The following is a 26,386-nucleotide window of genomic DNA, read 5'->3' as shown; positions in this document are numbered from 1 at the left end:
GAGGAGCCGCTCAGGCCGTCGTGGCGACCGTGGTGAGCCGGTGGGCCGCCGCGCTGGCCGCCTCCACGGTGGCCGGGTCGGGCGCGAGGCCGCAGGCCTCCAGCCAGGTGGCGAGCATCCGGTGGCCGCCCTCGGTCAGCACCGACTCGGGGTGGAACTGCACGCCCTCGATGGGCAGCTCCCGGTGCCGCAGCGCCATGACGATGCCCGAGGGCGTCGTCCCGGTGACCTCCAGCTCGGCCGGCACGGTGTCGCGGTCGACGGCCAGCGAGTGGTACCGGGTGGCGGTGAACGGCGAGGGCAGACCGGCCAGCACGCCGACGCCGTCGTGCACCACCTGGCTGGTCTTGCCGTGCAGCAGCTCCGGTGCTCGCACGACCTCCGCCCCGAACGCCGCACCGATCGCCTGGTGGCCCAGGCAGACGCCCAGGACCGGCGTCCCGGCCTCGGCGGCGGCCCGCACCATCGGCACGGTCACCCCGGCACCGGCCGGCGTCCCCGGGCCCGGGGAGAGCAGCACCCCGGCGACGTCGAGGTCGGGGAGCTCCTCGACGGCGACGGCGTCGTTGCGCCGGACGACGCACTCCACGCCGAGCTGGCCCAGGTACTGGACCAGGTTGTAGACGAAGCTGTCGAAGTTGTCGACGACGAGGACGGGGCGGCTCACGGTCCCTGTGTACCAGGAGGACCCCGTGCGCCCCAGGCCCCGTCCAGGGCACCGCAGGCCCCTCTGCAGGGTCCCGCTGCGAGCCTGCGAGTAGCGGGGGGCAGAGGGGTCCTTCCCCGAGGGGTGGGGGAGGACGGGGTCCTTCGTCCTGCACGGGGCCTAACCGTCAGCGGCTCTGGCGTACTCCATGGACGGCGGGCCGTCGTAGGCGGGCAGCGTGAGCTCGGCCCGCTCCTGGACGGCGAAGCCCAACCCGTAGTCCTCGACCGCCTGCTGGAACACCTGGACCTGCGGCGAGGTGGCCAGCTGGGCGCGGACCGCGTCGGCGTCCCCGATCGCGGTGACCACGAACGGCGGGGACCAGGTGCGCCCGTGGAGCAGCAGCACGTTGCCCACGCAGCGGACGGCGCTGGTCGCGATCAGCCGCTGACCCATGATCGCCACCCCGTCCGCGCCGGCGGCCCACACGGCGTTGACGACGGCCTGCACGTCGGACTGGTGGATGACGACGTCGTCGGGCCGGGCGCCGATGGGCAGCGAGCCGTCCGGCCGCCGGGGGGCGTCGTCCAGGGTGATCTCCACCCCGGGCCCGGCGAGCGCCACCAGGCCGGCCGACAGCTCCCCCGCCTCGCCGGCGTCGCGGGCGGCCGCCACGGTGCCGTTCCGGGACGCCGCCTGGTCGGTGAGGGCCTGGACCTGGGCCTGCAGCGCCGTCAGCTGCTCCTCCTGCGCGGCGACGACGTCCTCCCGGGCGGGGATGAGCGCGGAGAGCTCGGTGGCCTCGCCGCCGCGCAGGTCGGTGCCCTGGGCGGTCTGGCTGGAGGTGGCGAAGAGCAGCCCCGCAGCCAGCGCCACCACCGGCACCAGCGCGGCCCACGCGGTACCCCCACGGGTCACCCGTGCGCGCAGGGTGCGGGCTGTGGCCACGTCCGCAGCTTAGGCTGGGAACCGGTCACGGCCGGTCGCGACGGACCGGCCCCGGAGGGAGTACGACAGGTGCCCAAGTCCAAGGTGCGCAAGAAGTCGGTCTACACGCCGCCGCAGGGCACCCTGCAGTCCGGGACGGCGAGCGCGCGGGCCGTGCAGCCCAGCCCGCGCTGGTACGCCCCGCTCATGGTCGCCCTCATGCTGCTGGGGCTGCTGTGGATCGTCGTGTTCTACGTCGCCGGGGAGCGCATCCCCTTCATGGCCGGCCTCAACGCCTGGAACTTCGCCATCGGCTTCGGCCTCATGGTGGCCGGCCTGGTCATGTCGATGCGCTGGCGCTGAACGACGGACCACCACTCGAGCGGCCCCTGTCCCACCCGGGACGGGGGCCGCTCGTTTGTCACCACCCGGATACGCACAGTGTTGTCCACAGGCGGTGTTGTGCACAGCGCACGGACGCTGTCCACAGGTCGACAAAGCGCTCCGCCCCCAGGGTTGTCCACGACGTGTGGAGAACGCCTGTTCGACCACGAGCCGCTGACCTGGGGGTTTGCCGCAGGTGGGGTAGGTGTGACGAGAAGGGCACCGGGGTAACTACAGGCCTGTGAGTCCATCCCCAGCTGTGCACACAACTGTGGATGAGTCGACATGGCGGCCGCCCCGGGCCGGTGGCCCGGTCGCGGACGTACCCCCGGTGTGGTAGCGCGACACGCGGCCTGACCACGGCAGATCCCCGGCTCCACGGTGTCGTCCCCAGCACGACGGCCCCCGGTCCGCTGGGGACCGGGGGCCGTCGTGCGGGGACTGTGGACTACTGCGGGAGCAGCTCGAGGACGGTCGCGTTGGCCATCCCACCGCCCTCGCACATCGTCTGCAGGCCGTAGCGGGTGCCGGTGGCCAGCATGGTGTGGACGAGCGTGGTCATGATGCGGGCGCCCGAGCCGCCCAGCGGGTGGCCCAGCGCGATGGCGCCGCCGCGCGGGTTGAGCCGCTCGGCGTCGGCCCCGGTCTCGACCTGCCAGGCCAGCGGCACCGGCGCGAACGCCTCGTTCACCTCGAACACCCCGATGTCGTCGACCGACAGGCCGGACCGCTGCAGCACCTTGTGCGTGGCCGGGATGGGGGCGGACAGCATGATGACCGGGTCGTCGCCGGCCATGACCGTGGTGTGGATGCGCATCAGCGGGCGCAGGCCGAGCTCGCGGGCCTTCTCCGAGGTGGTGACCAGCAGCGCCGCCGACCCGTCGGAGATCTGGCTGGCGTTGCCGGCGCTGATGACGCCGTCGGCCTTGAACGGGGTCTTCAGCGACGCCAGCTTCTCCAGGGTGCCCCCGGGGCGGATGCCCTCGTCGGCGCTGACCACCGTCCCGTCGGGCGTGGCGACCGGGACGATCTCCTCCTCGAAGGCGCCGTCGGCCTGGGCCTTGGCCGCCTTCTCGTGCGAGGCGAGGGAGTACTCGTCGAGCTGGGCGCGGGAGAAGCCCCACCGCTCGGCGATCATCTCCGCGCCCACGCCCTGGTTGGGGAAGACCCCGTCGTAGCGCTCGAGGAAGCGCGGGCCCAGGGGCGCCCCGGCCCCGATGGCCTCGTTGTACGTGGAGCCCATCGGCACCCGGCTCATCGACTCCACGCCGCCGGCGATGACGACGTCGGCCTGCCCGCTGATGACCGTGGCGGCGGCGAACGCGACCGCCTGCTGGGAGGAGCCGCACTGCCGGTCGATCGTCGTCCCCGGCACCGACTCCGGCCAGCCCGCGGCCAGGACGGCGTTGCGGCCGATGTTGAACGTCTGCTCGCCGACCTGGCTCACGCAGCCCCAGAACACGTCCTCGACGGCAGCCGGGTCGATGCCGGCCCGCTCGACCAGGGCCTCGAGCACGGCGGCGGACAGGTCCACGGCGTGTACGCCGGACAGACCGCCGCCCCGCTTGCCCACCGGGGTGCGCACCGCGGCGCAGATGACGGCATCTCGCATGACCACTCCTCATCGACGTGGGCGGCGTTCCGCCCTACCTGGCCGAGATGGTAGGACGTCCACGTACCGGGGTCCTGGTCCCGTCCCGAGGCTCGCCGGCTCCCTGCGGGAGCGAGCACCACGTCCTCCTCACCGATGAAGGGCCCCGTTGCGGGGAGCCTCTGGACGGGGCCCGGCTCGAGCCTGCGAGTGGCGGGGGGTCCTTCTCCGAGGCGTGAGCGGGACGGGGTCCTTCTCCTGGGAGGCTGGGCGGCGTGGAGTGGTCACCGCGGACCGGGGAGACGGCGGCTCTGGCGATCGCCGGCGTGCTCCTGGGGCTGACCACGGTGGTCCTCGACCCGCTCGGGCGGGTGCTCGTCGGCGCGGCCGCCGTCCTGCTGCTGGCCCTGACGGCGCGCGACCGGCTGCTCCGCCCGCGCCTGTCCGCGGGTCCGGGCGGCGTCGCCGTCCGAGGCCTGACCGGCACCACCCACCTGCCGTGGGCGCGCCTGCAGGTGCGGGTGCGCGACACCCGGCGCTGGGGGCTGCGCTCCCGGCTGCTGGAGCTGGACACCGCCGCCGGGCCGGACGACGACGGCGAGCTGGTGCTGCTCGGCCGCCGGGACCTGGGCGCCGACCCGGCCGAGGTCGCCCGGGCGCTGCGCGCGCTGCGGCCCCGTCGAGAGGCTCGCCCCGAGCTCGCGAGCGGTGAGGAGGACGGGGTCCTCTGACTAGCCCAGGACGACGAGCGTCGAGACGCTCAGCGCCACCACGACGAGCGCCGCCGCCAGCAGCATGAGGCCCAGCACCTGCAGTTCGGTGCGTCGCCGGGCCAGCACGACCAGCCCGGTGGCGAGGAAGCCGGCCACCAGGCCGCCGAGGTGCCCCAGCAGGGAGACGCCCGGCAGGAAGCTGATGAACACGTTGATCGCCAGCAGGGTGAGCAGGCCGCGGAGGTCCTCCCGGCGGGCCAGCATGACGACGGCGAGGCCCCCGAGCAGCCCGTAGATCGCGGCCGACGCGCCCGCGACCGGCCGCCCCGGCTCACCGAACAGCTGCAGTGCGACCGCCCCACCGAGCAGCGAGACCAGGTAGACGGCGAGGTAGCGCCACCGGCCCAGCTGGCGCTCGAGCTCGGAGCCGAACACGAGCAGCGCCAGCATGTTGAGCACCAGGTGCAGGACGCCGATGTGCAGGAAGGCCGCGGTGAGCAGCCGCCAGTCCTCGCCCAGCTGCACCAGGACCGGGATCTGCGCCAGCTCCGCGAACAGCGGGGAGTACTGGTTCTCCAGCGGGTTCGCGCCGGCCAGGCCCGCAGAGACCGCCGTCACCACGAACATGGCCACGTTGAGCGCGATCAGGCTCACGGTGACGGCGCCGAAGCGGCGACCGGCGCGCCGCAGCAGCGGGGCCTCGCGCGGGCGCCGCACGGAGGCGTTGCCCTCGCGGACGCACGCCGGGCACTGGAAGCCCACGGAGGCGGGTGTCATGCACTCCGGGCAGATCGGCCGCCCGCACCGTGTGCAGGAGATGCGGGTGGGCCGGTCGGGGTGCCGGTAGCAGGTGGTGGTCGGGGGCGCCGGCTGCGGCCGGCCGAGGCCGGCGCCCCCGTCGTCCGGGCTGGTGGTCAGCTGCGCTGCACCTCGACCGACTGCAGGACGACGTCCTCCACCGGGCGGTCGCCGCGGCCGGTCTGCACCTTGGCGATGCGGTCGACGACGTCGCGGCCGGCCTGGTCGGCCACCTCACCGAAGATCGTGTGCTTGCCGGTCAGCCAGGTGGTCGGCGTGACGGTGATGAAGAACTGGGAGCCGTTGGTGCCGGGGCCCGCGTTGGCCATGGCCAGCAGGTAGGGCTTGGTGAAGGCGAGGTCGGGGTGGATCTCGTCGCCGAACTGGTAGCCCGGGCCGCCGATCCCCTGCCCCAGCGGGTCACCGCCCTGGATCATGAAGCCGTCGATGACCCGGTGGAACACGGTGCCGTCGTAGAGGCGATCGGTGGTCTTCGCGCGGGTCTGCGGGTGGGTCCACTCACGGCGGCCCTCGGCCAGGTCGGCGAAGTTCGCGACCGTCTTGGGCGCGTGGTCGGGGAACAGGTCGACGGTGATGTCGCCGTGGTTGGTGTGCAGGACGGCGCGGCGTGCGGGAGTCGCTTCAGTCACGACGTCCACTCTCCCACTGGTCCGCGCCCCGCGAGCACGGGGAGCGGACCACGGCCCCCGTGCGGGGTCCCGCCGCTGGCCCCGTCCAGGGCACCGCAGGCCCCTCTGCAGGGTCCCGCTGCGAGCCTGCGAGTAGCGGGGGGGCAGAGGGGTCCTTCCCCGAAGGTTGGGGAGGACGGGGTCCTTCCATGGCGGGGGGCGAGGGGGTCCTCCTACATGCGCAGCACGCGCTCGACGTCGAGGTTGCGGAAGGACGTCTCCCCCTCGGTGACCTCCTGCATCCGCTTGGCGAAGTCGCTCGTCACCGGGTGCTCGGAGTTGCGCATCGCCGAGGCGTGGTCCGGGAAGGCGACGATCTCGACGTAGGTGTCGGCGCGGTCCCGGTCGGCGGCGACCACGCCCCAGCGGGCCGTCGTCTCCCGTCCCATCCGCTCGCGCCAGTCCTCGACGATGCGGCCGAAGCCGTCGAGGTCGCGGGCGTGGAACTCGATGAGCTGCAGGAAGGACCCCGGCTCGGCCAGGAGCCCCTCGTCGTCCCGGAGCCCGGCCCGCAGCCCCTGCCGCAGTTCCGGGCTGTCGGTGTGCCCGTGCGCGGTGACGGCGTGCGCCACCGCCAGTTCGAGGACCTCGTCCTCCTCGCCGGAGATCTGCACGGTGCAGTTGCGCTCGCTGGGGATCGTCCGGCAGTCCAGGCTCTTGCGTGCCACGGCTCCTCCTCCGTCGCGAGGCCCCGGCCCGCCCGGCCGGTGGGCCAGTGGCCGGGGCGACGGTGGCGCAGGGAGGGATCGGCGTCCAGTGCCGGAGGTCCTGACCGACGCGGGTGCCTCAGCGGGGGGTGCAGGCGGTCGCGAGGTCCCCGTGGTGAGCCAGCACCAGCGGGGCGCCGGCGCACACGACGCTGCGCCCGGGCTCGCCCGCCACCACGCCGACGCCGCCCGCGGGTGAGTTCGCGCCGAGGAAGGACTCGAGGAACCCAGGACCGACGATGCGGTCCACGCGGGTGTCGTCGGGGTCGGCGCCGTTCATCTCCGCGGCGTACCGGTAGGCCTCCTCGCGGCCCAGGACCCGGTCGACCAGGCCCCGGTCGACGGCGGTGTAGCCGTCGAAGACGAAGGCGCCCAGCTCGTCGACGATCGTCTGCGCCGGGATGCCCCGCGCCTGGGACACCCACGCGACGAACTCCCCGTACTCCCGGTCCAGGCCCGCGCCCAGGACGGCCCGCTCCTCCTCGGTGATGTCGCGGTAGGGGTTGCCGAAGTCCTTGCCGCGGCCCCGCGTGAGGTACTCCTCGGTGATGCCGCCCTCGGTGGTCACGCCAGGCTCCAGCAGCGAGCCCGGGATGCCGGTGACGTCGCGGAACCGCTGGAACGGGCCCATGACCACGCCGATGCTGCCGACGAGGCTGCCGTGGTCGGCGACGACCTGGTCAGCCCCCGCCATGGCGTACACCCCGCCCGAGGCCGACATGCCCTGCACGTGGGCCATCACCTGGTTGCCGGTCCGCTTCTGGTAGCGCTCCACGGCGTCGGCGATGGCCCGGGAGCCGTAGATCGTCCCCCCTGGGGTGTTGAGCTCCAGGACCAGTCCGACGGCGTCCTCGGCCTCCAGGGCGTCGATGGTGTCGGCGACGTCGTAGCCGTAGGTCGCACCGCCGAAGGGAACACCGTCGCTCGCGCCGCCCAGGATGACCCCGGTGACCGGGACGGCGACCAGCCGCGCCCCGGCTCCCGGCTCACCCCAGACGGTCTCGGTCACCGGGGCGCCGGGCTCGCTCTCGCCGCCGCCCGACGCCAGCCCGACCAGGGCCAGCACCATGACCACGACCAGCCCCAGGCCGACCGCGCCCAGCGTCAGGCCGGCTCCCAGGCTCGCTCCCAGGCCGAGGCCGAAGCCGCGCCGGAAGGGACTGTGCTGACGCGGGAGCGGTGCCGGCAGGGGGTGCCAGACGGGCTGCGGCGCGTCGGGTGCCGGCTGCTGCGTGCTCACGTCGGTCCTCCGGGTCTCGGGAAAGCGAGGCGCGACGGTACCCATACGGGTCGGTGGCGGACCGCCACCGCGCCGCGACGTCCGAGCACCGTGACCGGGTTGTGCACAGGGCACGGACGGCGACGGGGTGGAGCCGGTGTCGAGGGGTGGAGACGAGGGGAATCGAACCCCTAACCCCCGCCTTGCAAAGGCGGTGCTCTGCCAATTGAGCTACGTCCCCGGGGTGGGAGGTGGGGCCTCCCGGCGGGTCAGCGGGCGGCGGGTGTGCTGACCGCCTGGGGCCCGCGGGTGGCCTCGGCCCAGAGGTCGGCCTCCGCCCTGCCGGCCGTGCGCCTCCGGACGGCGGCCAGGGCGGTCGCGGCGGCTGCCGCGAGGACGATCTTCCTGAGCACGCGGGGTACCTCCTCGAGGGGAGTCCCCCTCCTCGGGAGGGGGCCGGGACCCGACCCCGGGAGCGGGGTGGGCCGGTGGCGCCGGAACACGGGTGGGCCTGGGAGGACTTGAACCTCCGGCCTCATCCTTATCAGGGATGCGCTCTAACCGCCTGAGCTACAGGCCCGTGGACCTCGATCAGCGTACCTGCCGCCGGTGCGCCGTCCGCAGGGGGGTGGTGTGAGGTCGACCTCCGCGCGGGGCTGCCCGGGCCGGGGCCCGGAGGCCGGTGGACCGACGTGGCCTCAATCGCGCTCGGAGAGGGTGACCTCGAGGCCGCCGACCAGGTCGGAGCACATGTTGTAGATGAACGCCGCGACGGTGCACAGGGCGGTCATCAGCACGATGTTGATGGCCCCGATGACCGCGGCCCCGCCGAAGACGATGCCCGGGGTGATGACCTCGCCGCGACCGTCGCCCCCCGACGCGCTGCCGAGCTGGCCGAACAGGTCGTTGAGCGTCTCGAAGACGCCGAGGCCCGACAGCACGCCGTAGAGCACACCGACGGCGACCATCCAGATGAAGAACATCGCGATCGACAGCACCAGCGAGATCTTCAGCGCCGAGAACGTGTCGATGTGCCGCAGCTGCAGGCGGGCGCGGCGCGGGCCGCGGGCGGCCTTGCCGGAGGGCGCCTTCGCCGCGCCGGCGGCCGGCTGGGCACCGGTGGCCGGCTGCGCACCGGTCGCCGGCGGGACGGCGGTCTGCGTGGCGGACGCCGGGCCGGTCGCGGCCGAGGCACCCCCACCGGCGGCCGCCTGGGCCTGGGTCCGGGCGGTGTTCGCGCCGGGGATGGACTGGGTGGCCCCCACCGGCGGTGTGCCGTCGGCCGCGGGTTGCTGACCGGTCGCCGTCCCCTGCGCCGGGGCGGTCTCCCCGGTCCGGGACCCGGTGCGCACCGAACCCTGCGTCCGGTCGCTCATGCGAGTCTCCCGTTCCCCAGCGGCCCTCGCCGCTGCCTCGCACCCGGGGTACCCGGCGTGCGGCCGGGAGCACCCGGGCGCCGGTCAGATCCCTGGTGGCTGTGACCGAGGGGGCGGGACGCCCGCACGGGACGCCCCTCCCCTTCCGTCATCGCCTCCAGCCTAAGCGGCAGGCTCGTCGTTGTCCGTCGTACGGGCGATCGCCACGATCGACACGTCTTCCGGCAAGTTCATGAGCTTGACACCCATGGTGGCGCGGTCCTTGTTGTGCCGGACGCCGTTGACCGGGGTGCGGATGACGCCGCCGCCGGAGGTGATGGCGTAGAGCTCGTCGCCCAGCTGCACCGCCAGCGCCCCGACCAGGTTGCCCTTGCGCGACTTGGGGTCAGCGGTGAGCACGCCCTTGCCGCCGCGGCCCTGGGCCGGGTAGTTCTCGATCCCGGTCCGCTTGGCGAAGCCGCGCTCGGTGGCGACCAGGACGTCGACCCCCTCCTCGACCACGATCATCGACAGCAGCGAGTCGTCCGGGGACAGCGCGATGCCGCGGACTCCCTCGGTGGCCCGGCCCATCGGCCGCAGCGTGGCGTCGTCGGCCTTGAACCGGATCGACATCGCCTTCCGGGTGACCAGCAGCAGGTCCTGCTCGGGGTCGATGAGCGCGGCACCGACCAGCTCGTCGCTGTCGCGCAGGTTGATCGCGATGACGCCGCCGCTGCGCGGGGAGTCGAAGTCGGTCAGCCGGGTCTTCTTCACCTGCCCGTTCGCCGTGGCCAGGACCAGGTACGGGGCGACCCCGTAGTCCTTGATCTGCATGACCTGGGCGATCTTCTCGTCGGGCTGGAAGGCCAGGATGTTGGCCACGTGCGCGCCGCGGGCCGTGCGGTTGGCCTCGGGCAGCTCGTAGGCCTTGGCCCGGTAGACCCGGCCCTTGTTGGTGAAGAAGAGGATCCAGTCGTGGGTCGAGCCCACGAAGAAGTGGTCGACGATGTCGTCCTGCTTCAGGGCCGCACCCATGACGCCCTTGCCGCCGCGGCGCTGCGACCGGTAGAGGTCGCTCTTGGTCCGCTTGGCGTACCCGGTGCGGGTGATGGTGACGACGACCTCCTCCTCGGCGATGAGGTCCTCCATCGACACGTCACCGTCGTTGGCCACGAACTTCGTGCGCCGGTCGTCGCCGTACTTCTCCACGATCTCGGTGAGCTCGTCGCGGATGATCTGCCGCTGCCGCTCGGGCGAGTCGAGGATCGCCTGCAGGTCGGCGATGCGGGCCTCGAGCTCGGCGAGCTCGTCGAGGATCCGCTGCCGCTCGAGGGCGGCCAGCCGGCGCAGCTGCATGTCCAGGATCGCGGTGGCCTGGATCTCGTCGATGTCCAGCAGCTCCATCAGGCCGCTGCGCGCCGCGTCGGCCGACGCGCTGGACCGGATGAGGGCGATGACCGCGTCGAGCTGGTCGAGGGCCTTGGCCAGACCGCGCAGGATGTGCGCGCGCTCCTCGGCCTTGCGCAGCCGGTAGCGGGTCCGCCGCTGGATGACCTCGATCTGGTGCAGGACGTAGTAGCGGATCAGCTCGTCGAGGCGCAACGTCCGCGGGACGCCGTCGACGATCGAGAGCATGTTGCAGCCGAACGTCGTCTGCAGCTGGGTGTGCTTGTAGAGGTTGTTCAGCACGACCTTGGCCACGGCATCCCGGCGCAGCGTGATGACCAGCCGGCGGCCGACGCGGTCGCTGGACTCGTCGGCGATCTCGCTGATGCCCTGGAGCCGGCCGTCCTTGACCGCCTCGGCGATCGCCTCGGCCAGGTTGTCCGGGTTGACCTGGTAGGGCAGCTCGGTGACGACCAGCTGCACCCGGCCCTTGGCGTCCTCCTCGACGGTGACGACCGCGCGCATGCGGACCGACCCGCGACCGGTGCGGTAGGCCTCCTCGATGCCCTCGCGGCCCACGATCAGGCCGTGGGTGGGGAAGTCGGGGCCCTTGACCCGCGCCATGCAGGCGGTGAGCGCCTCCTCGTGCTCGGCGTCCGGGTGGTCGAGCATCCAGAAGACCGCGTCCGCCACCTCGCGGAGGTTGTGCGGCGGCATGTTCGTGGCCATGCCGACGGCGATGCCCGCCGAGCCGTTGATCAGCAGGTTGGGGATGCGGCCGGGCAGGACCAGGGGCTCCTGGTTCTTGCCGTCGTAGTTCGGCTGGAAGTCGACGGTCTCCTCGTCGATGTTGGCCAGCATCTCCATGGCCAGCGGCGTCAGCCGGGCCTCGGTGTAGCGCATGGCCGCCGCCGGGTCGTTGCCCGGGGAGCCGAAGTTGCCCTGGCCGTCGATCAGCGGGTACCGCATCGACCACGGCTGGGCCAACCGCACCAGGGCGTCGTAGATCGCCGAGTCGCCGTGCGGGTGGTAGTTACCCATGACCTCACCGACGACGCGGGCGCACTTGACGTAGCTCCGGTCGGGGCGGAAGCCCTGGTCGTACATGGCGTACAGCACGCGGCGGTGCACCGGCTTGAGGCCGTCTCGGACCTCCGGCAGCGCGCGGCCGACGATGACCGACATCGCGTAGTCGATGTAGCTGCGCTGCATCTCCTGCTGGAGGTCGACCGGCTCGATGCGGTCGCGGGCAGGGGTCTCGGTCACGGTTCAGATCTCCACGAGTGGGTGCGCACAGTTGGTGGGGGAGCGCCGGTCGGCCGGCCCCCTCGCAGGGCCCCGCCGCGAGCCTGCGAGCGGTGGGGGGCGAGGGGGTCCTTCCTCAGACGTCGAGGAAGCGGACGTCCTTGGCGTTGCGGGTGATGAAGCTGCGGCGGGCGTCGACGTCCTCGCCCATGAGCACGCTGAACAGCTCGTCGGCGGTGGCGGCGTCCTCGAGGGTGACCTGCAGCAGGATCCGCGTCTCCGGGTTCATCGTGGTCTCCCAGAGCTCGGTCGCGTTCATCTCGCCGAGGCCCTTGAACCGCTGGATGGCGTCGTCCTTGGGCAGCTTGCGGCCCGACTCGGCGCCGGCCTTGAGGACGGCGTCGCGCTCCTTGTCGCTGTAGACGTACTCGTCGCCGATCTTGCCGCCCCACTTGATCTTGTACAGCGGCGGCTGGGCCAGGTAGACGTGGCCGGCCTCGACCAGCGGTCGCATGAAGCGGAACAGCAGGGTCAGCAGCAGGGTGCGGATGTGCTGGCCGTCGACGTCGGCGTCGGCCATCAGCACGATCTTGTGGTAACGCAGCTTCGACAGGTCGAACTCGTCGTGGATGCCGGTGCCGAAGGCCGTGATCATCGACTGGACCTCGGTGTTCTTAAGCACCCGGTCGATGCGCGCCTTCTCGACGTTGATGATCTTGCCCCGGATCGGCAGGATCGCCTGGAACATCGAGTCGCGGCCGGACTTGGCCGAGCCGCCGGCCGAGTCCCCCTCGACGATGTAGACCTCGGAGTTGCGCGGGTCGGTCGAGCGGCAGTCGGCCAGCTTGCCGGGCAGGCCGGTGGAGTTCAGCGGGTTCTTGCGCGCCAGCTGGCGGGCCTGCTGGGCGGCGCGACGGGCGCGCGCGGCCGAGCTGGCCTTGGTGATGATCTGCTTGGCCTCGGCCGGGTTGGCCTCGAACCAGTGCGCGAGCTGGTCGTTGCAGACCCGCTGCACGAAGCCCTTGACCTCGGTGTTGCCGAGCTTGGTCTTGGTCTGGCCCTCGAACTGCGGGTCGCCGAGCTTCACCGAGACGATCGCGGCGAGACCCTCGCGGATGTCCTCGCCGGTCAGCTTCTCGTCCTTGCTCTTGAAGAGCTTCTTCTCCTCGGCGTACCGGTTGACGATCGAGGTGAGCGCGGCGCGGAAGCCCTCCTCGTGGGTGCCGCCCTCGTGGGTGTTGATGATGTTGGCGAAGGTGTGCACCGACTCGGAGTAGGCCTCCGACCACTGCATCGCGATGTCCACCGACATCGCCGTGTCGTTCTTGCCGGTGCCGTCGGCCGAGAAGCCGATGACCGAGCGGTGGATCGCGGTCTTGGTCCGGTTGAGGTGCGCGACGTAGTCCTTCAGGCCGCCCTCGTAGAAGTAGGTGACCTCGGTGGGCTCGAACGCCGGCGCCTCGGCCTCCGGGGCCGGCGCCTCCTCGGCGAGCGACAGCTCCTCGGCCATGCCGGTCTCGGCCTTGCTGTGACCCGGGCGCTCGTCGCGCAGGATGATCCGCAGGCCGGCGTTGAGGAACGCCATCTCCTGCAGCCGGCGGCTGATCGTGTCGAACGAGTAGGTGGTCGTCTCGAAGATCGTCGGGTCGGCCCAGAAGGTGATCTGGGTGCCGCGCTTGGTCGTCGGGCCGATCTTCTCCAGCGGGGAGGGCTTGGCCTCGGCGTAGTGCTGGTGCCACTCGGTGCCGTCGCGCCAGATGCGCACGTCCAGCTCGGTGGACAGCGCGTTGACGACGGTGACACCGACGCCGTGCAGGCCGCCGGAGACGCCGTAGCTCTTGCCGTCGAACTTGCCGCCCGCGTGCAGGATGGTCATGACGACCTCGACGGTCGGCCGCTTCTCCACCGGGTGCATGTCGACCGGGATGCCGCGGCCGTTGTCCTCCACCCGGACGCCGCCGTCGGGCAGCAGGGTGACGCGGACGGTGTCGCAGAAGCCGGCCAGGGCCTCGTCGACGGCGTTGTCGACCACCTCCCAGACCATGTGGTGCAGGCCCCGCTCACCGGTCGAGCCGATGTACATGCCGGGGCGCTTGCGGACGGCCTCGAGGCCCTCGAGGACGGTGATGGAGCTGCCCGAGTAGGCGTTCTCCTGGGCGTCGGTCTTCGGTCGCGCGACCACGTGGGGCCCTTCTGTCGCGCACCCGGCGGCTGGCGCCCCGAGTGCGGACAGGGGCGCAGAACGGCTCTCAGCCGGATGCTGGCGGTTTCTGTCCTCCAGGATACCGGGTGGTACGACAGGAATGCCGCCGTCCCGGCCCTCACGTCGTGTCTGCGCCACTCGCAGCACGTCTGCCACCACCGGTGTTGCCCCCGGGGCCGACACGCCGTCCCCGGGGGCCTCGTGGTGTGCCGGAACGGCCACCCGTCAGGGCCCCACGCCGAGCCGGTGACGTACTGGAACGACCCCGCTGCAGGGCCCCGCCCTGAGCCTGCGCCGCTTGAGCGCCGGCTGGCCGTCGGACGTGCGGTCGGGTGCAGCGGGGGTGTCGGCCATGGGGGACCCCCTGCTCGACGGTGCCGGTGGACGCGACCGCCGAAGGCCAGCGTGGACCCAGCCGATCGTGGCCCTGTCCCTCGCGGCCCGTGACTCGAGCGCCGGCGGCCCGCACGCCGGACACTCGGGACATGCCCGCGACCGACGGCACCACCGGCGTCCCCACCGTGAAGACCTGCCTCGTCACGGGGGCGACCGGCTACATCGGCGGGCGGCTGGTGCCCGAACTGCTCGCCGCCGGGCACCGGGTCCGGGTGATGACCCGGTCGCCGGAGCGGCTGCGCGACCACCCGTGGGCCGGCCGGGTCGAGATCGCCCGGGCCGACGCCGGCGACACGCAGGCGGTCGCCGCGGCCTGCGCCGGGGTCGACGTCGTCTACTACCTGATCCACGCGCTGGGCACCGGCCCGCAGTTCGAGGAGACCGACCGGCGGGCGGCGGGGGTGATGGCCCGCGCCGCGCAGGAGGCCGGCGTCGGGCGCCTGGTCTACCTCGGTGGCCTGGAGCCCGCGGACGAGGAGCTCTCCCCGCACCTGCGCTCGCGGGCCGAGGTCGCCGAGATCCTGCTGGGCTCCGGCGTCCCGACCGCCGTCCTGCGGGCCGCGGTGGTGCTGGGGTCGGGGTCGGCGTCCTTCGAAATGCTGCGCTACCTGACCGAGCGGCTGCCGGTCATGGTGACGCCGCGGTGGGTGCACAGCCGGATCCAGCCGATCGCCATCCGCGACGTGCTCCGCTACCTCGTCGGCTGCGCCACGCTGTCGCCCGAGGTGCACCGGAGCTTCGACATCGGCGGACCCGACGTCATGACCTACCTGGAGATGATGCAGCGCTTCGCCGCGGTGGCCGGGCTGTCCCGGCGGCGGATCCTCCCGGTGCCGGTGCTGAGCCCGGGCCTGTCCAGCCACTGGGTCGGCATCGTCACCCCGGTGCCGGCGTCGATCGCCCGCCCGCTCGTGGAGTCCCTGCGCAACACCGTCGTGTGCTCCGAGCACGACATCGCGCAGTTCGTGCCCGACCCGCCGGAGGGGCTGCTGGGCTTCGACGAGGCGGTGCGGCTGGCGATCCAGCGGGTCAGGGACCGGACCGTCGCCACCCGCTGGTCGTCGGCGTCCACCCCCGGTGCGCCGTCGGACCCGCTGCCCACCGACCCCGACTGGGCCGGCGGCACCCTCTACCTCGACGAGAAGACCCGGGAGACCGACGCGTCACCGGAGGCGCTGTGGCGGGTGGTGGAGGGCATCGGCGGGGAGACCGGCTGGTACTCCTTCCCGCTGGCCTGGGAGGTGCGCGGCTGGCTGGACCGGGCCGTCGGCGGGGTGGGCCTGCGGCGGGGACGGCGGTCGCCGTCGGACCTCTACGTCGGCGACGCGCTGGACTTCTGGCGGGTCGAGGAGCTCGAGGAGGGGCGGCTGCTGCGGCTGCGCGCCGAGATGCGGCTGCCCGGGCTGGCCTGGCTGGAGTTCCACGTGGAACAGGACGGTGCCGGCGACGCACCCGCCCGCACCCGGCTGCGGCAGAAGGCGACGTTCAAGCCGAGCGGGCTCTTCGGCCACCTGTACTGGCGCGTGCTGGTGCCCTTCCACGGCCCGATCTTCGGCGGGATGGTGCGCAACATCTGCCGCGCCGCCGAGGAGGGGACCGCCGCCGCGGCGGGCGAGAGGCGGACCCGGGCGGCCTGGCGGCGATTTCCGCGGAAACCGCCGCCAGCCCCTCACACCAGCAACTGCGCGGCGGCCAGCTCGCGGTAGAGGGGGCTGGTCTCCACCAGCTCCTCGTGCGTGCCGCTGGCGACGACCCGGCCGGCGTCCAGGACGACGATCTCGTCGCTGTCGAGCACCGTGGACAGCCGGTGCGCGACCACGAGCAGCGCCCGGTCGGCGGCCGCCGCGGCCAGGGTCTCGCGCAGCAGCGCCTCGTTGCGGGCGTCGAGGCTGGCGGTCGGCTCGTCGAGCAGCAGCAGGGTGGGGCGGGCCAGCAGGGACCGCGCGATCGCCAGCCGCTGCCGCTCGCCGCCGGACAGCAGCACGCCGTCGTCCCCCACCGGCACGTCGAGGCCGCGAGGCGAGCGCTGCACCACGTCGGTGAGCCCGACGTCGGCCAGCACCGCCCACAGCTCCGGGTCACTGGCGTGCGGAGCGGCCAGCAGCAGGTTGTCGCGCACCGAGCCGGCGAGCACCGGCGCCTCCTGCTCGACGTAGCCCAGCCGGGCGCGCAGGCCGGCGCGCGGCAGGTCGCGGACGTCGGTGCCGGCCCAGCGCAGCGCCCCGCCGGTCAGCGGGTAGAAGCCCTCGACCAGCGCCAGCACCGTGGACTTGCCCGCCCCCGACGGCCCGACCAGCGCCACCCGGCTGCCGGCGGGCACACGCAGCGACACCCCACGCAGCACCTCGGGTCCGTCCGGATAGCGGAACGAGACGTCGTCGAGCTCGAGCAGCGGCACCCCCGCGGACGGCGGCGCCGCGGGGACGGCGACGACCGCCCCACCCCGCTCGGGCCGGGCGTCGTCCTCCGGCTGGAGGGCCAGCACCTCCCGCACCCGGGCCAGCGCACCGAGGCCGTTCTGCAGCTGGGTCCACGCCCCGATCGCCTGGCCCAGCGGCATGACCAGCAGGAACAGGTAGAGGATGAAGGCGACCAGGTCGGCGACGGCGATCGAGCCGGCCGCGACCCGGTAGCCGCCGAGGCCGAGGACGGCGAGGAACGCGCCCTGCACGGCGATGGAGCCCGCCGGGCTGACCAGCGCCTCCAGCCGCGCCACCCGCACGCCGGCCTCGTACGCCCGCCCGGCCCTGGCCGCGACGACGTCCACCTCCCGCGCGGTGGCACTGCTGGCCCGGATGGTGCGCACCGCCGACAGCGCCCGCTCCACCGCGGCGGTCATCGCGCCGACCTCCTCCTGCGCCCGCTGCGACAGCCGCCGGACGCCGCGGGCGACCGAGACAACCACCGCGAGGCCGACGGCGACCGCCGCCACGGTGACCAGCAGCAGCCAGCCGTCGACCAGCGCCATCGCCACGACCGCGCCCACCGCCACCACCGCGGAACCCGCGACGTCGACGACCCCGGAGGTCACCGTCGCCCGCAGCAGCGTGGTGTCCGCGCCGACCCGCGACATCAGGTCGCCGGTGCGCCGCCGGTCGTACTCGGCGACCGGCAGCCGCAGCAGCCGGTCGGCCAGCGTCCGGCGCGTGGAGAGGACGACGCCCTCGGCGGTCCGCTGCAGCAGGTACTGCTGCAGCGCACCCAGCGCGGAGGCCGCCACCAGGACGACCACGAGCAGGCCGACGGCGGGCAGCAGCTCCCGGCCGGCACCGACCGCGTCGATGACCCGGGCCACCAGCGCCGGCTGGGCCAGCGCCCCGGCCGCGGCCACCAGCGAGAGCACGGCGGCCGCGGCCAGCGGGCGGCGGTGCGGCCGCAGCAGGGGCAGCAGCTCGCGCAGCGCCGCCGGCGGCGCCGCCTCCGCGGGGGTGCTCACCGGGCCCGGACGCCCGGCTCAGAGCGCGGGGGCGAGCGCGCTGACGATCGCGGTCAGCAGCCGGGCGTGGTGCTCGATCAACTGCGGGCGGTGCCCGTCCGGGCGGATCGCCGCGAGGTGACCTGCGGCGGTCCAGAACTCGTCGCCGTCGTCGGTGCCCAGCAGCAGGCCGCGCACGATGGCGTCGCCGGCCAGCGCGCGGGCGGCCGGGCCGTCCTCGGCGGCCAGCAGCACCCAGCGGGTGTCGAAGGCGGGGTCGCCGCTGGGGACCTGCACCAGCCCGCCGGTGCGGTGCTTCCAGAAGCGGGCCGGCGACAGGCGCAGCGGCGGGAGGGCGCCGAGGACCGGGGCGGCGGTGATCGCGTACTCGGGCACCGCGTAGCGCCCGGAGGCGTAGAGGACGTCGAACGCGACCAGGTCCAGCGTGCCGTAGCGGCCGCGCATCACCCCGGCCGGCCGGTGGTCCTTCGTCGCCCGGACCGGCGCGGTGCGCACCAGCTCGGCGAGGACGGCGTCCTCCGGTGCGCTGCCGTCGGAGATGGCCCAGCCCTGCTGGACCGCCCAGCCCTGCGCGCCGACGGCGTCGCCCTGGTAGGCGAAAACCTGCTCGAGCTCACTGGGCCGCCGGGGCCGCCGGCCACCGAAGAGGCCGCCGCTGACGGGCGGCTCGCCGGCGGTCTGCGGGCCGGCCGGTGGGGGCGGAGCCGCACGGTCGGGCTCGGCGGGCGGCAGGTCCCAGCCCGGTGGCTGCCAGGGGGTGCTGCCGGCCGGCTGGTCGGCGGGCGGCTGGTCGGCGGGCGGCTGCTCCGCGCCGGACCGGTCGCCGTCCCCGCCGAGGTGGCCGGGCTCGCGCCAGCCGCTGCCCTCGTCGGGGCGCTCCTCGAAACCGTCGCGGTCGCGCGGGCTGCTCATCGCTGCCTCGTTCCCATCTGCGTCGTCCTCCCGGGCCCCCGCGCGCGGCGGGGACTCCTATCCGTACGTGTCCCGCGGCCCGCGTCCGCGGACCGAGCGGGGGCCCTTCTTCCAGCTCGGGGCCGTCGGACCGACAACGCGCAGCCGGGTCACGACGTCCCCGCCGACCGTGGCGTGCAGCTTGGCCAGGATGGTCGGCGCCAGCAGCCGCAACTGGGTGGCCCACGCGGTGGACTCCGCGACGACGAGCAGCTCACCCTCGGTGAGCGTCTGGGGCGTGCAGTGCGCGGCGATCTCGGGCCCGACCAGGACCGACCACCGGCCGAAGACGGCGCCGACCTTCGTGTGCTCGGTCCAGTCCTGGGTCCGGACCAGGTTGTCGACCAGCCGGGCCAGCGGCTGCGGGTCCTCATCCCCCGGCCGGGGCCCGCTCCAGGTGCGCTTCGGGCCGGCGATCCGCCGCCGGGTGGGGCGCGGCCGGGACGCCGACGCGGCGCGGGCAGCCTCCAGCGCCGCACGGGCGATGTCGCTGGGCCGCCCCGACCTCTCCTCGGTCACGACTCCTCCTCGCTGGCGCTCGTCGGACCCGCGCCGGACGGTGCCGTGCCCCCGCGTGACCTCGCGAGCTCGGTCACGTGACCTCCTCCCGCACGGCCCCATCCTCGGCGGCCTCCGGGCCCAGCGGTACCGCCTGCCCGCCGGCGACCTGCACGACCGTGCGGCGCAACTCCTGCGGGACGTCGTCGAGCACGGCCGCGGTGACCAGCGCCTGCTCCGCGGAGCGCGCGACGGCCGCCAACGCCGCGCGGCGGTCGGCGTCCAGGGTGGCGAAGACGTCGTCCAGCACGAGGATCGGCTCGTCGCCGTCGGCCCGCAGCAGCGCGAAGCAGCCCAGCTTCAGCGCCAGGGCCAGCGACCAGGACTCCCCGTGGCTGGCGAACCCCTTCGCCGGCATCGAGCCCAGCGAGATGACCAGGTCGTCGCGGTGCGGGCCGACCAGCGTCATCCCGCGGTCGACCTCGTCGCCGCGCCGCTCGGCCACCCGCTCGCGCAGCGCGGCGGACAGCTCGCCGGCGGTCGGCAGCGCCGTCCCCTCCGCGAGCGGCGTCCCGTCCCCGGCCAGCGGCACGGTGCTGGCGTAGCCCAGCGCGGCGACGGCGGCGTCCGCACCGGCCACCCCGGCGTAGGCGCGGGCCACGTGCGGGGCAAGGTCGGCGAGCAGCCGCAGCCGCGCGGCCAGCAGCTGCCCGCCGAGGTCGACCAGGTGGCCGTTCCAGACGTCGAGCGTGGCCAGCGCGTCGCCGCGGGCCATCCGGGCGGTCTTGAGCAGGGCGTTGCGCTGCCTGAGCACCCGGTCGTAGTCGCTGCGCACGCCGGCCAGCCGGGGGGTGCGGCTGACCAGCAGGTCGTCGAGGAACCGCCGCCGCTCCGCGGGGTCGCCGCGGACCAGCACGAGGTCCTCCGGTGCGAACAGCACGGACTTCACCAGCCCCAGCAGCTCGCGCGGCCGCTGCAGCGGCGCCCGGTTGACCCGCACGCGGTTGGCCCGCCCCGGGTTGATCTCGATCTCGACCAGCAGCTCGCGGTCCTCACGGCGCAGCGCCGCGCGCACCACCGCCTGCGACGCGCCCTGCCGGACCAGCGGGGCGTCGCCGGAGACCCGGTGGCTGCCCATCGTGGCCAGGTAGCCGACCGCCTCGACCAGGTTGGTCTTGCCCTCGCCGTTGCGGCCGACGATGACCGTCGGCCCCGGGCGCAGGGCGAGGTCCACCCGGTCCCAGTTGCGGAACGAGCCGAGCTGCAGGTGGCGCAGGTACACCTCAGCTTCCCGGCGGTGAGGTGCGGGAGCGGCCCCACGGTGACCGGATGGAACGGCCCCCTTGCAGGGCCCCGCCACGAGCCTGCGAGTGGTGGGGGGCAAGGGGGTCCTTGTTCATGCGGGGCGCTCGGCCTCCTGCTCGCGGACGGCGTGCACCGCGTGCCCGCCGAACTGCTGGCGCAGCGCGGCGACGGCCTTCATCGTCGGGGAGTCCGTCTGCCGGGAGGAGAACCGGGCGAACAGCGACGCGGCGATCGCCGGCATGGGGACGGCGTTCTCGATCGCCTGCTCGACGGTCCACCGGCCCTCGCCGGAGTCCTCGGCGTAGCCGGTGATCCCCTCGAGGGCCGGGTCCTCCTCGAGGGCGCGGACCAGCAGGTCCAGCAGCCAGGAGCGGATGACGGTGCCCTGGGTCCAGGACTTCACGACGCCGGGGACGTCCTCGATCAGGTCGACGGCGGCCAGCAGCTCGTAGCCCTCGCCGTAGGCCTGCATCATCGCGTACTCGATGCCGTTGTGGACCATCTTGGAGAAGTGCCCGGCGCCCACCGGCCCGGCGTGCACGAAGCCCGCGCCCGGGAGCTCCTGGCCGGACTCGTCCTTCGGCGCCGGCGGCTTGAGCGCGTCGAAGACCGGCTGCACCTTGGCGACGTCCTCCTTGGTGCCGCCGACCATCAGCGCGTAGCCGTTCTCCAGGCCCCACACCCCGCCGGAGACGCCGGCGTCGACGTAGCCGATCCCCTTCTCGCGGCACATCACGTCGTGGAGCTGGTCGTCGGTGTACTTGGAGTTGCCGCCGTCGACGATCACGTCGCCGGGCTCGAGCATCCCGGCCAGCTCCTTGACGGTGGCCCGGGTCGGCTCACCCGCCGGCACCATCACCCACACCACGCGCGGAGCGGTCAGCGCCTCCATCAGCGCGGGGAGGCTGTCGACGTCCCGCTTCTCCGGGTGGTGGTCGAAGCCGACGACCTCGTGACCGGCGCGGCGCAGCCGCTCGGCCATGTTGCCGCCCATCTTGCCCAGCCCGATCAGCCCCAGCTGCACGTCGCAGTCCTCTCCTCGCGGTTGACGGCCACTCCGGCCCTCGTCGGCCCCGTCCCGAGGCCCACCCCGAGCCGGCGAGGGGTGCGGGCGACGGGGCCCTCCCGCCTGCAGGAGCGCCGGTCCCGCGCCCGCGCCGGAGGGGCCTGGTCCATCTTTCAGCCTGGCAGGCGCACCGGCATGATCAGGTACCGGTAGCTGCCCGGCCGCTCGGCCGGGCGGGAGGCCGCCTCGTCGTCGGTCGCCGGCTCCGGCACCCCCGAGAGGACGGCGGGCTTGAGCGGGCTGGTGAAGTCCATCCGCGCCCGCGGCGTGTGCACCGCGGCCAGCCCGTCGAGCAGGAACGTCGGGTTGAACCCGATGGTCAGCGGCTCGCCCTCGAACTCGACGTCGCAGCGCTCCTCGGCCTGGCCCTCGTCGTCCGTGCCGCCCGCGCGCAGGGTGACCTGGCCGGGGGTGAACTCGCAGCGCAGCGGGGTGCCGCGCTCGGCGACCAGCGCGACGCGCTTGGCGGCGTCGGTGAACAGCCCGACCGGGAGCGTGGCGTTGCTCGCCGACTCGCTGGGCATGATCGCGCGGTACTTGACGAACTCGGCGTCCAGCAGCCGGGTGGTGGTCTGCCGGTCCTTGCCGGAGAGGCCCAGGATGCCCTCGCCGGAGCTGCCCGAGGACAGCGACAGGGTGATCTCCGGGCCGCTGGTCAGCGTCTTCGCGGCGTCGGCCAGCGTGCGGGCGGGCACCAGCACCGCCGCGGTCAGGCCGGGGGTGTCCGGGCGCCAGGCGAACTCGCGGACGGCGAGCCGGTACCGGTCGGTCGCGGCCAGGGTGACCAGGTCGTCCTCGATCTCCAGCCGGACGCCGGTGAGCATCGGCAGGGTGTCGTCCCGCCCGGCGGCCACGGCCACCTGGCCGACGGCCTCGGCGAAGACGTCGCTGTCGACGACACCGGCCGACGACGGCATGGCCGGCAGGGACGGGTAGTCCTCGACCGGCAGCGTCGGGAGGCTGAACCGCGCGTTGCCACAGGAGATCGACAGCCGCGGCCCCTCGGCGGTGAGGTCCACCGGGTGCGGCGGCAGCGCGCGGGTGATCTCGGCGAGCAGCCGGCCCGGCACGAGCGCCCGGCCGCTCTCGGTGGCCTGCACGTCGACCTCGGCGCGGGCGGAGACCTCGTAGTCGAACCCGGACACCGACAACTGGCTGCCGTCGACCTCGAGCAGGATCCCGGCCAGCACCGGCACCGACGGCCGTGGCGGCAGGCTGCGTGCCGTCCACGCGACGGCATCGGCGAGCACCTCACGTGCCACCCGGAACTTCATGACCTGATCCACCCCAGCTGTCGTCGGTGTCCTCCAGTGCGCTGCTCATCGTGCCTCCTACCGGGGACATGGGGGTAACCGCTGTCCTCGATCCGGTCACTCGCAGCGCAGCGTCCCCACCCTGAATGTGGTTCGAGAAAGCCCGATCTATCTCCCTCATCTTCGTCATCACTGGTGTGGAAGCTGGGGATCAAGGCCGTCCGCGCAGGTCAGCGCCCAAGTCGACATGTTGGCCCGCTGTGGGTGGACGTGCGCACTCCTGTGTCGACACGTGGACATCTCGACGGTTACGCACACCGGCCGCCGTCTCTCCACGCCCTGTCCCCCGGTTCCCCCAGCGTCCGTCCCCAGTCCGTACCCAGGCCCGCCGGCCCGGCGTCCCGTGCACCGGCGGCCGACCTGCGCCGATGCGGTGAACACGCAGGTCAGAACCACGGAGGGCGATGTCCCCAGGATCGGGCCGCGGGGTCGGCATCCCGGGCACGTCGTGACGACGGGTGAGCGAACGAGGAGAGATCTCCCCAGCCTGTGCACATCACTGGGGACAACTCGTCGACCAGTCGACCGCGGTCACCGGTACGGGTGACCTGCTCACCACGCCGCCCGCAGGGGCGGTGACCCACAGGCGGACCCACAGCGCTGTGGACAGACCCGGCGTCGGCTCCACGTGGAACAACCGCGACCGGCTCCCGGCCTCCGGCGGTTTCCGCGGAATCCGCCGGAGGCCCGATCAGCCGGCGGAGGGGGCGACTCCCAGCGCCTCCGCGATCCTGCGGACGACGTCGTCCATCGACCGCAGGTCCGCGGCGGACAGCCGGAGGACCGTCCAACCGGCCGCGACGAGGCGCGCGAGCCGCGCGTCGTCCCTGACGATCTGCAGGCCGTCGAAGTGGTGCTCCCCCTCGTACTCGACCACGACCTTGGCCTCGGGCCAGGCCAGGTCCACGCGCGCGAGCCACGTGCCGCCGTCCACCACGTGGTACTGCGGCACCGGCTCGGGGAGTCCGCCCAGGATGCAGGCCACCCGCACCCAGGACTCGGGAGGCGACTCGCTGCGGCCATCGACGAGGTCGAACGCGCGGCGCACCCGCTGCCGCCCCCAGCGGCCGGCGGTGCGCTCGAGGAGCTGGAGCAACTCCGCCCTGGTCGCCAGTCCTCCCCGCAGCATCGCGTCGAGCACGCCGACAGCCGTCGGGACCGTCTCGAGCGCGGCGAGGTCCCAGGCCGTCCGCAAGGGTGAGGTGACCCGGAGGTCCTCGCTCGAGCGGACGACCTCCCTGCTGCCCAGCTCGGTGCGGTGGACACGGATGCCCTTCGGGCCGGTCCACTTCAGCGGAGGCGGGACGACGACGGTCACCGGATCGCCGTAGGAGGGTGCGGGCGCCCCAAGCAGAGCGGCCGCCGACCTCCCGCCCAGGGCGGCTCCGTCCGGCATGAGCAGCGAGGCGGCCCGGCAGCGCAGCAGGTGGTCACGGGGCAGCGACGGGTCGGCGTAGACGCCGTGCAGGACGCGGACGTAGGGGCCCTCGCGGAGCTGGTGACCGGTCAGCCAGCCCTCGGCAACGGCGTGCGCGCCGACGAAGACACCGTGGAGACCCGTGGACCGCAGCAGCATCCGCGGATGGTCGCCGGATGCGACTCGGCGTCACGGGAGTTGTCCACAGGTGTGGCCAACCGGGTCCCGCGCTCCGGCGGTTTCCGCGGAAACCGCCGGGGGAGGCGGTCAGGAGGCGATCAGGAGCGGGCGCGGCTCTTGATCCTCGCCGTCAGCTCGGTGACCTGCGTGTAGGTGGCCCGCCGCTCGCTCATCAGGTTGGTGATCTTCTTGACGGCGTGCATGACCGTGGTGTGGTCCTTGCCGCCGAAGGAGGCCCCGATCCGCGGCAGGGACAGCTCGGTGAGCTCCCGGCACAGGTACATGGCGATCTGACGGGCGTTGACCAGCGTGCGGCTGCGGTTGGAGCCCTGCAGCTCCTCCATCGTCACGGAGAAGTACTCGGCGGTGGCGGCCATGATGATCGCCGCGGTGATCTGCGGGCCCTGCTCGTCGCTGATCAGGTCCTTGAGCACCAGCTCGGCCAGCGGCAGGTCCACCTGCTGCTTGTTCAGCGAGGCGAACGCCGTCACCCGGATCAGCGCGCCCTCGAGCTCGCGGATGTTGGTCTGCACCTTGCTGGCGATGAACTCCAGCACCGGGTCGGGCACCTGCAGCCGCTCGCCGTAGGCCTTCTTCCGCAGGATCGCGATGCGGGTCTCCAGGTCCGGCGCCTGGACGTCGGTGATCAGGCCCCACTCGAAGCGGGTGCGCAGCCGGTCCTCGAGCGTCGTCAGCTTCTTCGGCGCCCGGTCGGAGGTGATGACGATCTGCTTGCTGGCGTTGTGCAGCGTGTTGAAGGTGTGGAAGAACTCCTCCTGCGTCCGCTCGGCGCGCTCCAGGAACTGGATGTCGTCGATGAGCAGGAAGTCGATGTCCCGGTAGCGGCGGCGGAAGTCCTCGGCGCGGCCGGAGTGCACCAGGTTGATGAACTCGTTGGTGAACTCCTCGGTGCTCACGTAGCGCACCCGGACGTTGGGGAACATCCGCGCCGCGTAGTGCCCGATGGCGTGCAGCAGGTGGGTCTTGCCCAGGCCGGAGTCGCCGTAGATGAACAGCGGGTTGTAGGCGCGGGCCGGGGCCTCGGCCACGGCGACGGCCGCGGCGTGGGCGAACCGGTTGCTGTTGCCGATGACGAAACTGTCGAAGACGTACTTGGGGTTCAGCCCCGGGTCCTGCGCGCCGGCGGGCGCCCGGCGGTCGCCCCCGAACAGCGGGACGGCGTCCCCGCCGCGGGACCCGCTCCGGCGGCCGCGGGACGGCGAGGTGGGTGGCTCTGCTGCTCCCCGGCCGCCCTCGCCGGTGTCGAGGTCGAACGGCAGCACCGCCACGCCGTCCTCGTCGAGGTCGGTGCCGCCCCAGTCGCGCTCGGCGGCGCGGGTGCCGCGGCCGGCCGGGCGCCGGGCCGGCGGGCTCCAGTCGGTGGGGGCCCACTCCTCGGCGTCCCGCTCACCGGGGCGGACGTCGGGCGGCACGGCGCCGTCGTCCTCCCACGCGGGCCGGACGTCGGCGCGGACCCCGAACGCGCTGCGCCCGTCGTCGGCGCGGTCGCGGGTCTCCCGGTCCTCCTCGGCGCGCTGCGCCTCGACGACCGACCAGCGACGGCGGGTCGGCACCTCCGGCGCGGGGGCGGCGGGCGGCTCGGCGGGGCTGTCCTCGACCTGGACGGCGACGCGGATGTCGCGGCCCAGGTGCTCGGACAGCGCCTCGGCCAGCACCCGGCGCATCCGGGACTCCAGCACGGTCTGGGTGAACTCGTTGGGCGCCGACAGCACCGCGGTGTCCTCGAACACCCCGACCGGGCGGGTGAGGTTGAGCATCGCGTTCTGCTGCGGGGACAGGTTCGTGGCCAGCCGCTCGCGGATCTGGTCCCAGACCGTCGCCAGGTCCACCGTGGCATCGGCCATGGCCCTCGTCCTCCCAGGTTCTGCTGTGTCGTCGACCCCGCCGCGGCCGCCTGCTGCCAGGGGTCCGTCGTCCCCCGGTCAGTCCCCCGCTGTGGA

General features: G+C 73.7%; 22 protein-coding genes and 2 tRNA genes. 3 read left to right on the top strand and 21 right to left on the bottom strand.

Annotated features, from left to right (window positions below; translation table 11 throughout):
• Positions 1 to 10: 10 nt before the first annotated feature.
• Positions 11 to 667 (bottom strand): aminodeoxychorismate/anthranilate synthase component II, encoded by a 657-nt coding sequence (locus tag ACI78Z_RS11995; protein ID WP_457036761.1) that lies wholly within the window; start codon positions 665 to 667, stop codon positions 11 to 13.
• A gap of 159 nt (positions 668 to 826) precedes the next feature.
• Positions 827 to 1,594: a DUF881 domain-containing protein gene (locus ACI78Z_RS11990; protein ID WP_457036760.1), complete on the bottom strand. Its 768-nt coding sequence runs from the start codon at positions 1,592 to 1,594 to the stop codon at positions 827 to 829.
• Between the two features lie 69 nt (positions 1,595 to 1,663).
• On the opposite strand from ACI78Z_RS11990, the gene crgA reads away from it, so the two are divergent.
• Positions 1,664 to 1,936 (top strand): cell division protein CrgA, encoded by a 273-nt coding sequence (crgA, locus tag ACI78Z_RS11985; RefSeq protein WP_457036759.1) that lies wholly within the window; start codon positions 1,664 to 1,666, stop codon positions 1,934 to 1,936.
• Between the two features lie 469 nt (positions 1,937 to 2,405).
• Here the strand turns inward: crgA and ACI78Z_RS11980 are convergent, their stop codons facing one another.
• Positions 2,406 to 3,569: a thiolase family protein gene (locus ACI78Z_RS11980; RefSeq protein WP_457036758.1), complete on the bottom strand. Its 1,164-nt coding sequence runs from the start codon at positions 3,567 to 3,569 to the stop codon at positions 2,406 to 2,408.
• 254 nt (positions 3,570 to 3,823) lie between these two features.
• Here ACI78Z_RS11980 and ACI78Z_RS11975 point away from each other — a divergent pair, with 254 nt between their 5' ends.
• Positions 3,824 to 4,279, top strand: coding sequence for a PH domain-containing protein (locus tag ACI78Z_RS11975; protein ID WP_457036757.1), 456 nt, complete (start codon positions 3,824 to 3,826; stop codon positions 4,277 to 4,279).
• On the opposite strand, the gene ACI78Z_RS11970 is transcribed toward ACI78Z_RS11975, so the two are convergent.
• The 10 genes from ACI78Z_RS11970 to gyrB all read right to left on the bottom strand — a co-directional run bounded on the left by ACI78Z_RS11970 (position 4,280) and on the right by gyrB (position 13,842).
• Positions 4,280 to 5,038 carry a rhomboid family intramembrane serine protease gene (locus ACI78Z_RS11970; RefSeq protein ID WP_457036756.1) on the bottom strand — a complete coding sequence of 253 codons (759 nt, stop codon included), beginning with the start codon at positions 5,036 to 5,038 and terminating at the stop codon, positions 4,280 to 4,282.
• A gap of 137 nt (positions 5,039 to 5,175) precedes the next feature.
• Entirely contained in the window at positions 5,176 to 5,709 is a 534-nt protein-coding gene (locus ACI78Z_RS11965; protein WP_457036755.1) for a peptidylprolyl isomerase, read from the bottom strand.
• A gap of 212 nt (positions 5,710 to 5,921) precedes the next feature.
• Entirely contained in the window at positions 5,922 to 6,416 is a 495-nt protein-coding gene (locus tag ACI78Z_RS11960) for a DUF1059 domain-containing protein (RefSeq protein WP_457036754.1), read from the bottom strand.
• Between the two features lie 118 nt (positions 6,417 to 6,534).
• A complete protein-coding gene (locus tag ACI78Z_RS11955) occupies positions 6,535 to 7,695 on the bottom strand; it encodes a S49 family peptidase (RefSeq protein ID WP_457036753.1) in 1,161 nt (386 codons plus the stop codon).
• A gap of 147 nt (positions 7,696 to 7,842) precedes the next feature.
• Positions 7,843 to 7,915: transfer RNA gene (locus tag ACI78Z_RS11950), tRNA-Ala, on the bottom strand.
• A gap of 28 nt (positions 7,916 to 7,943) precedes the next feature.
• Positions 7,944 to 8,087: a DLW-39 family protein gene (locus ACI78Z_RS11945; protein ID WP_457036752.1), complete on the bottom strand. Its 144-nt coding sequence runs from the start codon at positions 8,085 to 8,087 to the stop codon at positions 7,944 to 7,946.
• Between the two features lie 93 nt (positions 8,088 to 8,180).
• Positions 8,181 to 8,254: transfer RNA gene (locus ACI78Z_RS11940), tRNA-Ile, on the bottom strand.
• Positions 8,255 to 8,372: 118 nt separating this feature from the next.
• On the bottom strand, positions 8,373 to 9,050 hold the full coding sequence (locus tag ACI78Z_RS11935) for a DUF3566 domain-containing protein (RefSeq protein WP_457036751.1): 678 nt from the start codon (positions 9,048 to 9,050) through the stop codon (positions 8,373 to 8,375).
• A gap of 162 nt (positions 9,051 to 9,212) precedes the next feature.
• Positions 9,213 to 11,681, bottom strand: a complete 2,469-nt coding sequence (gene gyrA, locus ACI78Z_RS11930; protein ID WP_457036750.1) for a DNA gyrase subunit A — start codon at positions 11,679 to 11,681, stop codon at positions 9,213 to 9,215.
• A gap of 115 nt (positions 11,682 to 11,796) precedes the next feature.
• Positions 11,797 to 13,842 carry a DNA topoisomerase (ATP-hydrolyzing) subunit B gene (gene gyrB / locus ACI78Z_RS11925; RefSeq protein WP_457036749.1) on the bottom strand — a complete coding sequence of 682 codons (2,046 nt, stop codon included), beginning with the start codon at positions 13,840 to 13,842 and terminating at the stop codon, positions 11,797 to 11,799.
• Positions 13,843 to 14,348: 506 nt separating this feature from the next.
• Between gyrB and ACI78Z_RS11920 the strand changes: the two genes are divergently transcribed.
• Positions 14,349 to 15,965: an SDR family oxidoreductase gene (locus ACI78Z_RS11920; RefSeq protein ID WP_457036748.1), complete on the top strand. Its 1,617-nt coding sequence runs from the start codon at positions 14,349 to 14,351 to the stop codon at positions 15,963 to 15,965.
• On the opposite strand, the gene ACI78Z_RS11915 is transcribed toward ACI78Z_RS11920, so the two are convergent.
• The 8 genes from ACI78Z_RS11915 to dnaA all read right to left on the bottom strand — a co-directional run bounded on the left by ACI78Z_RS11915 (position 15,929) and on the right by dnaA (position 26,290).
• Complete coding sequence (locus ACI78Z_RS11915) at positions 15,929 to 17,695, bottom strand: ABC transporter ATP-binding protein (RefSeq protein WP_457036747.1); 1,767 nt, start codon at positions 17,693 to 17,695, stop codon at positions 15,929 to 15,931. The two genes, ACI78Z_RS11920 and ACI78Z_RS11915, sit on opposite strands and share 37 nt — an antisense overlap.
• Positions 17,696 to 17,713: 18 nt before the next feature.
• On the bottom strand, positions 17,714 to 18,607 hold the full coding sequence (locus ACI78Z_RS11910) for a hypothetical protein (RefSeq protein ID WP_457036746.1): 894 nt from the start codon (positions 18,605 to 18,607) through the stop codon (positions 17,714 to 17,716).
• A gap of 57 nt (positions 18,608 to 18,664) precedes the next feature.
• Entirely contained in the window at positions 18,665 to 19,165 is a 501-nt protein-coding gene (locus ACI78Z_RS11905) for a DciA family protein (RefSeq protein ID WP_457036745.1), read from the bottom strand.
• Positions 19,166 to 19,238: 73 nt separating this feature from the next.
• Positions 19,239 to 20,426, bottom strand: coding sequence for a DNA replication/repair protein RecF (gene recF / locus ACI78Z_RS11900; RefSeq protein ID WP_457036744.1), 1,188 nt, complete (start codon positions 20,424 to 20,426; stop codon positions 19,239 to 19,241).
• Positions 20,427 to 20,540: 114 nt separating this feature from the next.
• Positions 20,541 to 21,473, bottom strand: a complete 933-nt coding sequence (gene gnd, locus ACI78Z_RS11895; protein ID WP_457036743.1) for a phosphogluconate dehydrogenase (NAD(+)-dependent, decarboxylating) — start codon at positions 21,471 to 21,473, stop codon at positions 20,541 to 20,543.
• 155 nt (positions 21,474 to 21,628) lie between these two features.
• On the bottom strand, positions 21,629 to 22,789 hold the full coding sequence (dnaN, locus tag ACI78Z_RS11890) for a DNA polymerase III subunit beta (protein ID WP_457036742.1): 1,161 nt from the start codon (positions 22,787 to 22,789) through the stop codon (positions 21,629 to 21,631).
• A 730-nt stretch (positions 22,790 to 23,519) separates the two neighbouring features.
• Complete coding sequence (locus ACI78Z_RS11885) at positions 23,520 to 24,404, bottom strand: endonuclease domain-containing protein (RefSeq protein WP_457036741.1); 885 nt, start codon at positions 24,402 to 24,404, stop codon at positions 23,520 to 23,522.
• 119 nt (positions 24,405 to 24,523) lie between these two features.
• Positions 24,524 to 26,290, bottom strand: coding sequence for a chromosomal replication initiator protein DnaA (gene dnaA, locus ACI78Z_RS11880; RefSeq protein ID WP_457036740.1), 1,767 nt, complete (start codon positions 26,288 to 26,290; stop codon positions 24,524 to 24,526).
• Positions 26,291 to 26,386 lie beyond the last annotated feature (96 nt).

It is taken from the genome of Geodermatophilus sp. SYSU D01176, assembly GCF_054050015.1.
Note: the sequence above shows the minus strand (reverse complement) of the source record. Positions and strands in the feature narration are given on the sequence as shown.

What these genes read in the sequence shown, in the direction of transcription:
- ACI78Z_RS11980 (WP_457036758.1), bottom strand. Translation starts at nt 3,569, where the DNA reads ATGCGAGATGCCGTCATCTGCGCCGCGGTGCGCACCCCGGTGGGCAAG.
- ACI78Z_RS11970 (WP_457036756.1), bottom strand. Translation starts at nt 5,038, where the DNA reads ATGACACCCGCCTCCGTGGGCTTCCAGTGCCCGGCGTGCGTCCGCGAG.
- ACI78Z_RS11935 (WP_457036751.1), bottom strand. Translation starts at nt 9,050, where the DNA reads ATGAGCGACCGGACGCAGGGTTCGGTGCGCACCGGGTCCCGGACCGGG.
- ACI78Z_RS11920 (WP_457036748.1), top strand. Translation starts at nt 14,349, where the DNA reads ATGCCCGCGACCGACGGCACCACCGGCGTCCCCACCGTGAAGACCTGC.
- ACI78Z_RS11910 (WP_457036746.1), bottom strand. Translation starts at nt 18,607, where the DNA reads ATGAGCAGCCCGCGCGACCGCGACGGTTTCGAGGAGCGCCCCGACGAG.
- dnaN (WP_457036742.1), bottom strand. Translation starts at nt 22,789, where the DNA reads ATGAAGTTCCGGGTGGCACGTGAGGTGCTCGCCGATGCCGTCGCGTGG.
- ACI78Z_RS11885 (WP_457036741.1), bottom strand. Translation starts at nt 24,404, where the DNA reads ATGCTGCTGCGGTCCACGGGTCTCCACGGTGTCTTCGTCGGCGCGCAC.
- dnaA (WP_457036740.1), bottom strand. Translation starts at nt 26,290, where the DNA reads ATGGCCGATGCCACGGTGGACCTGGCGACGGTCTGGGACCAGATCCGC.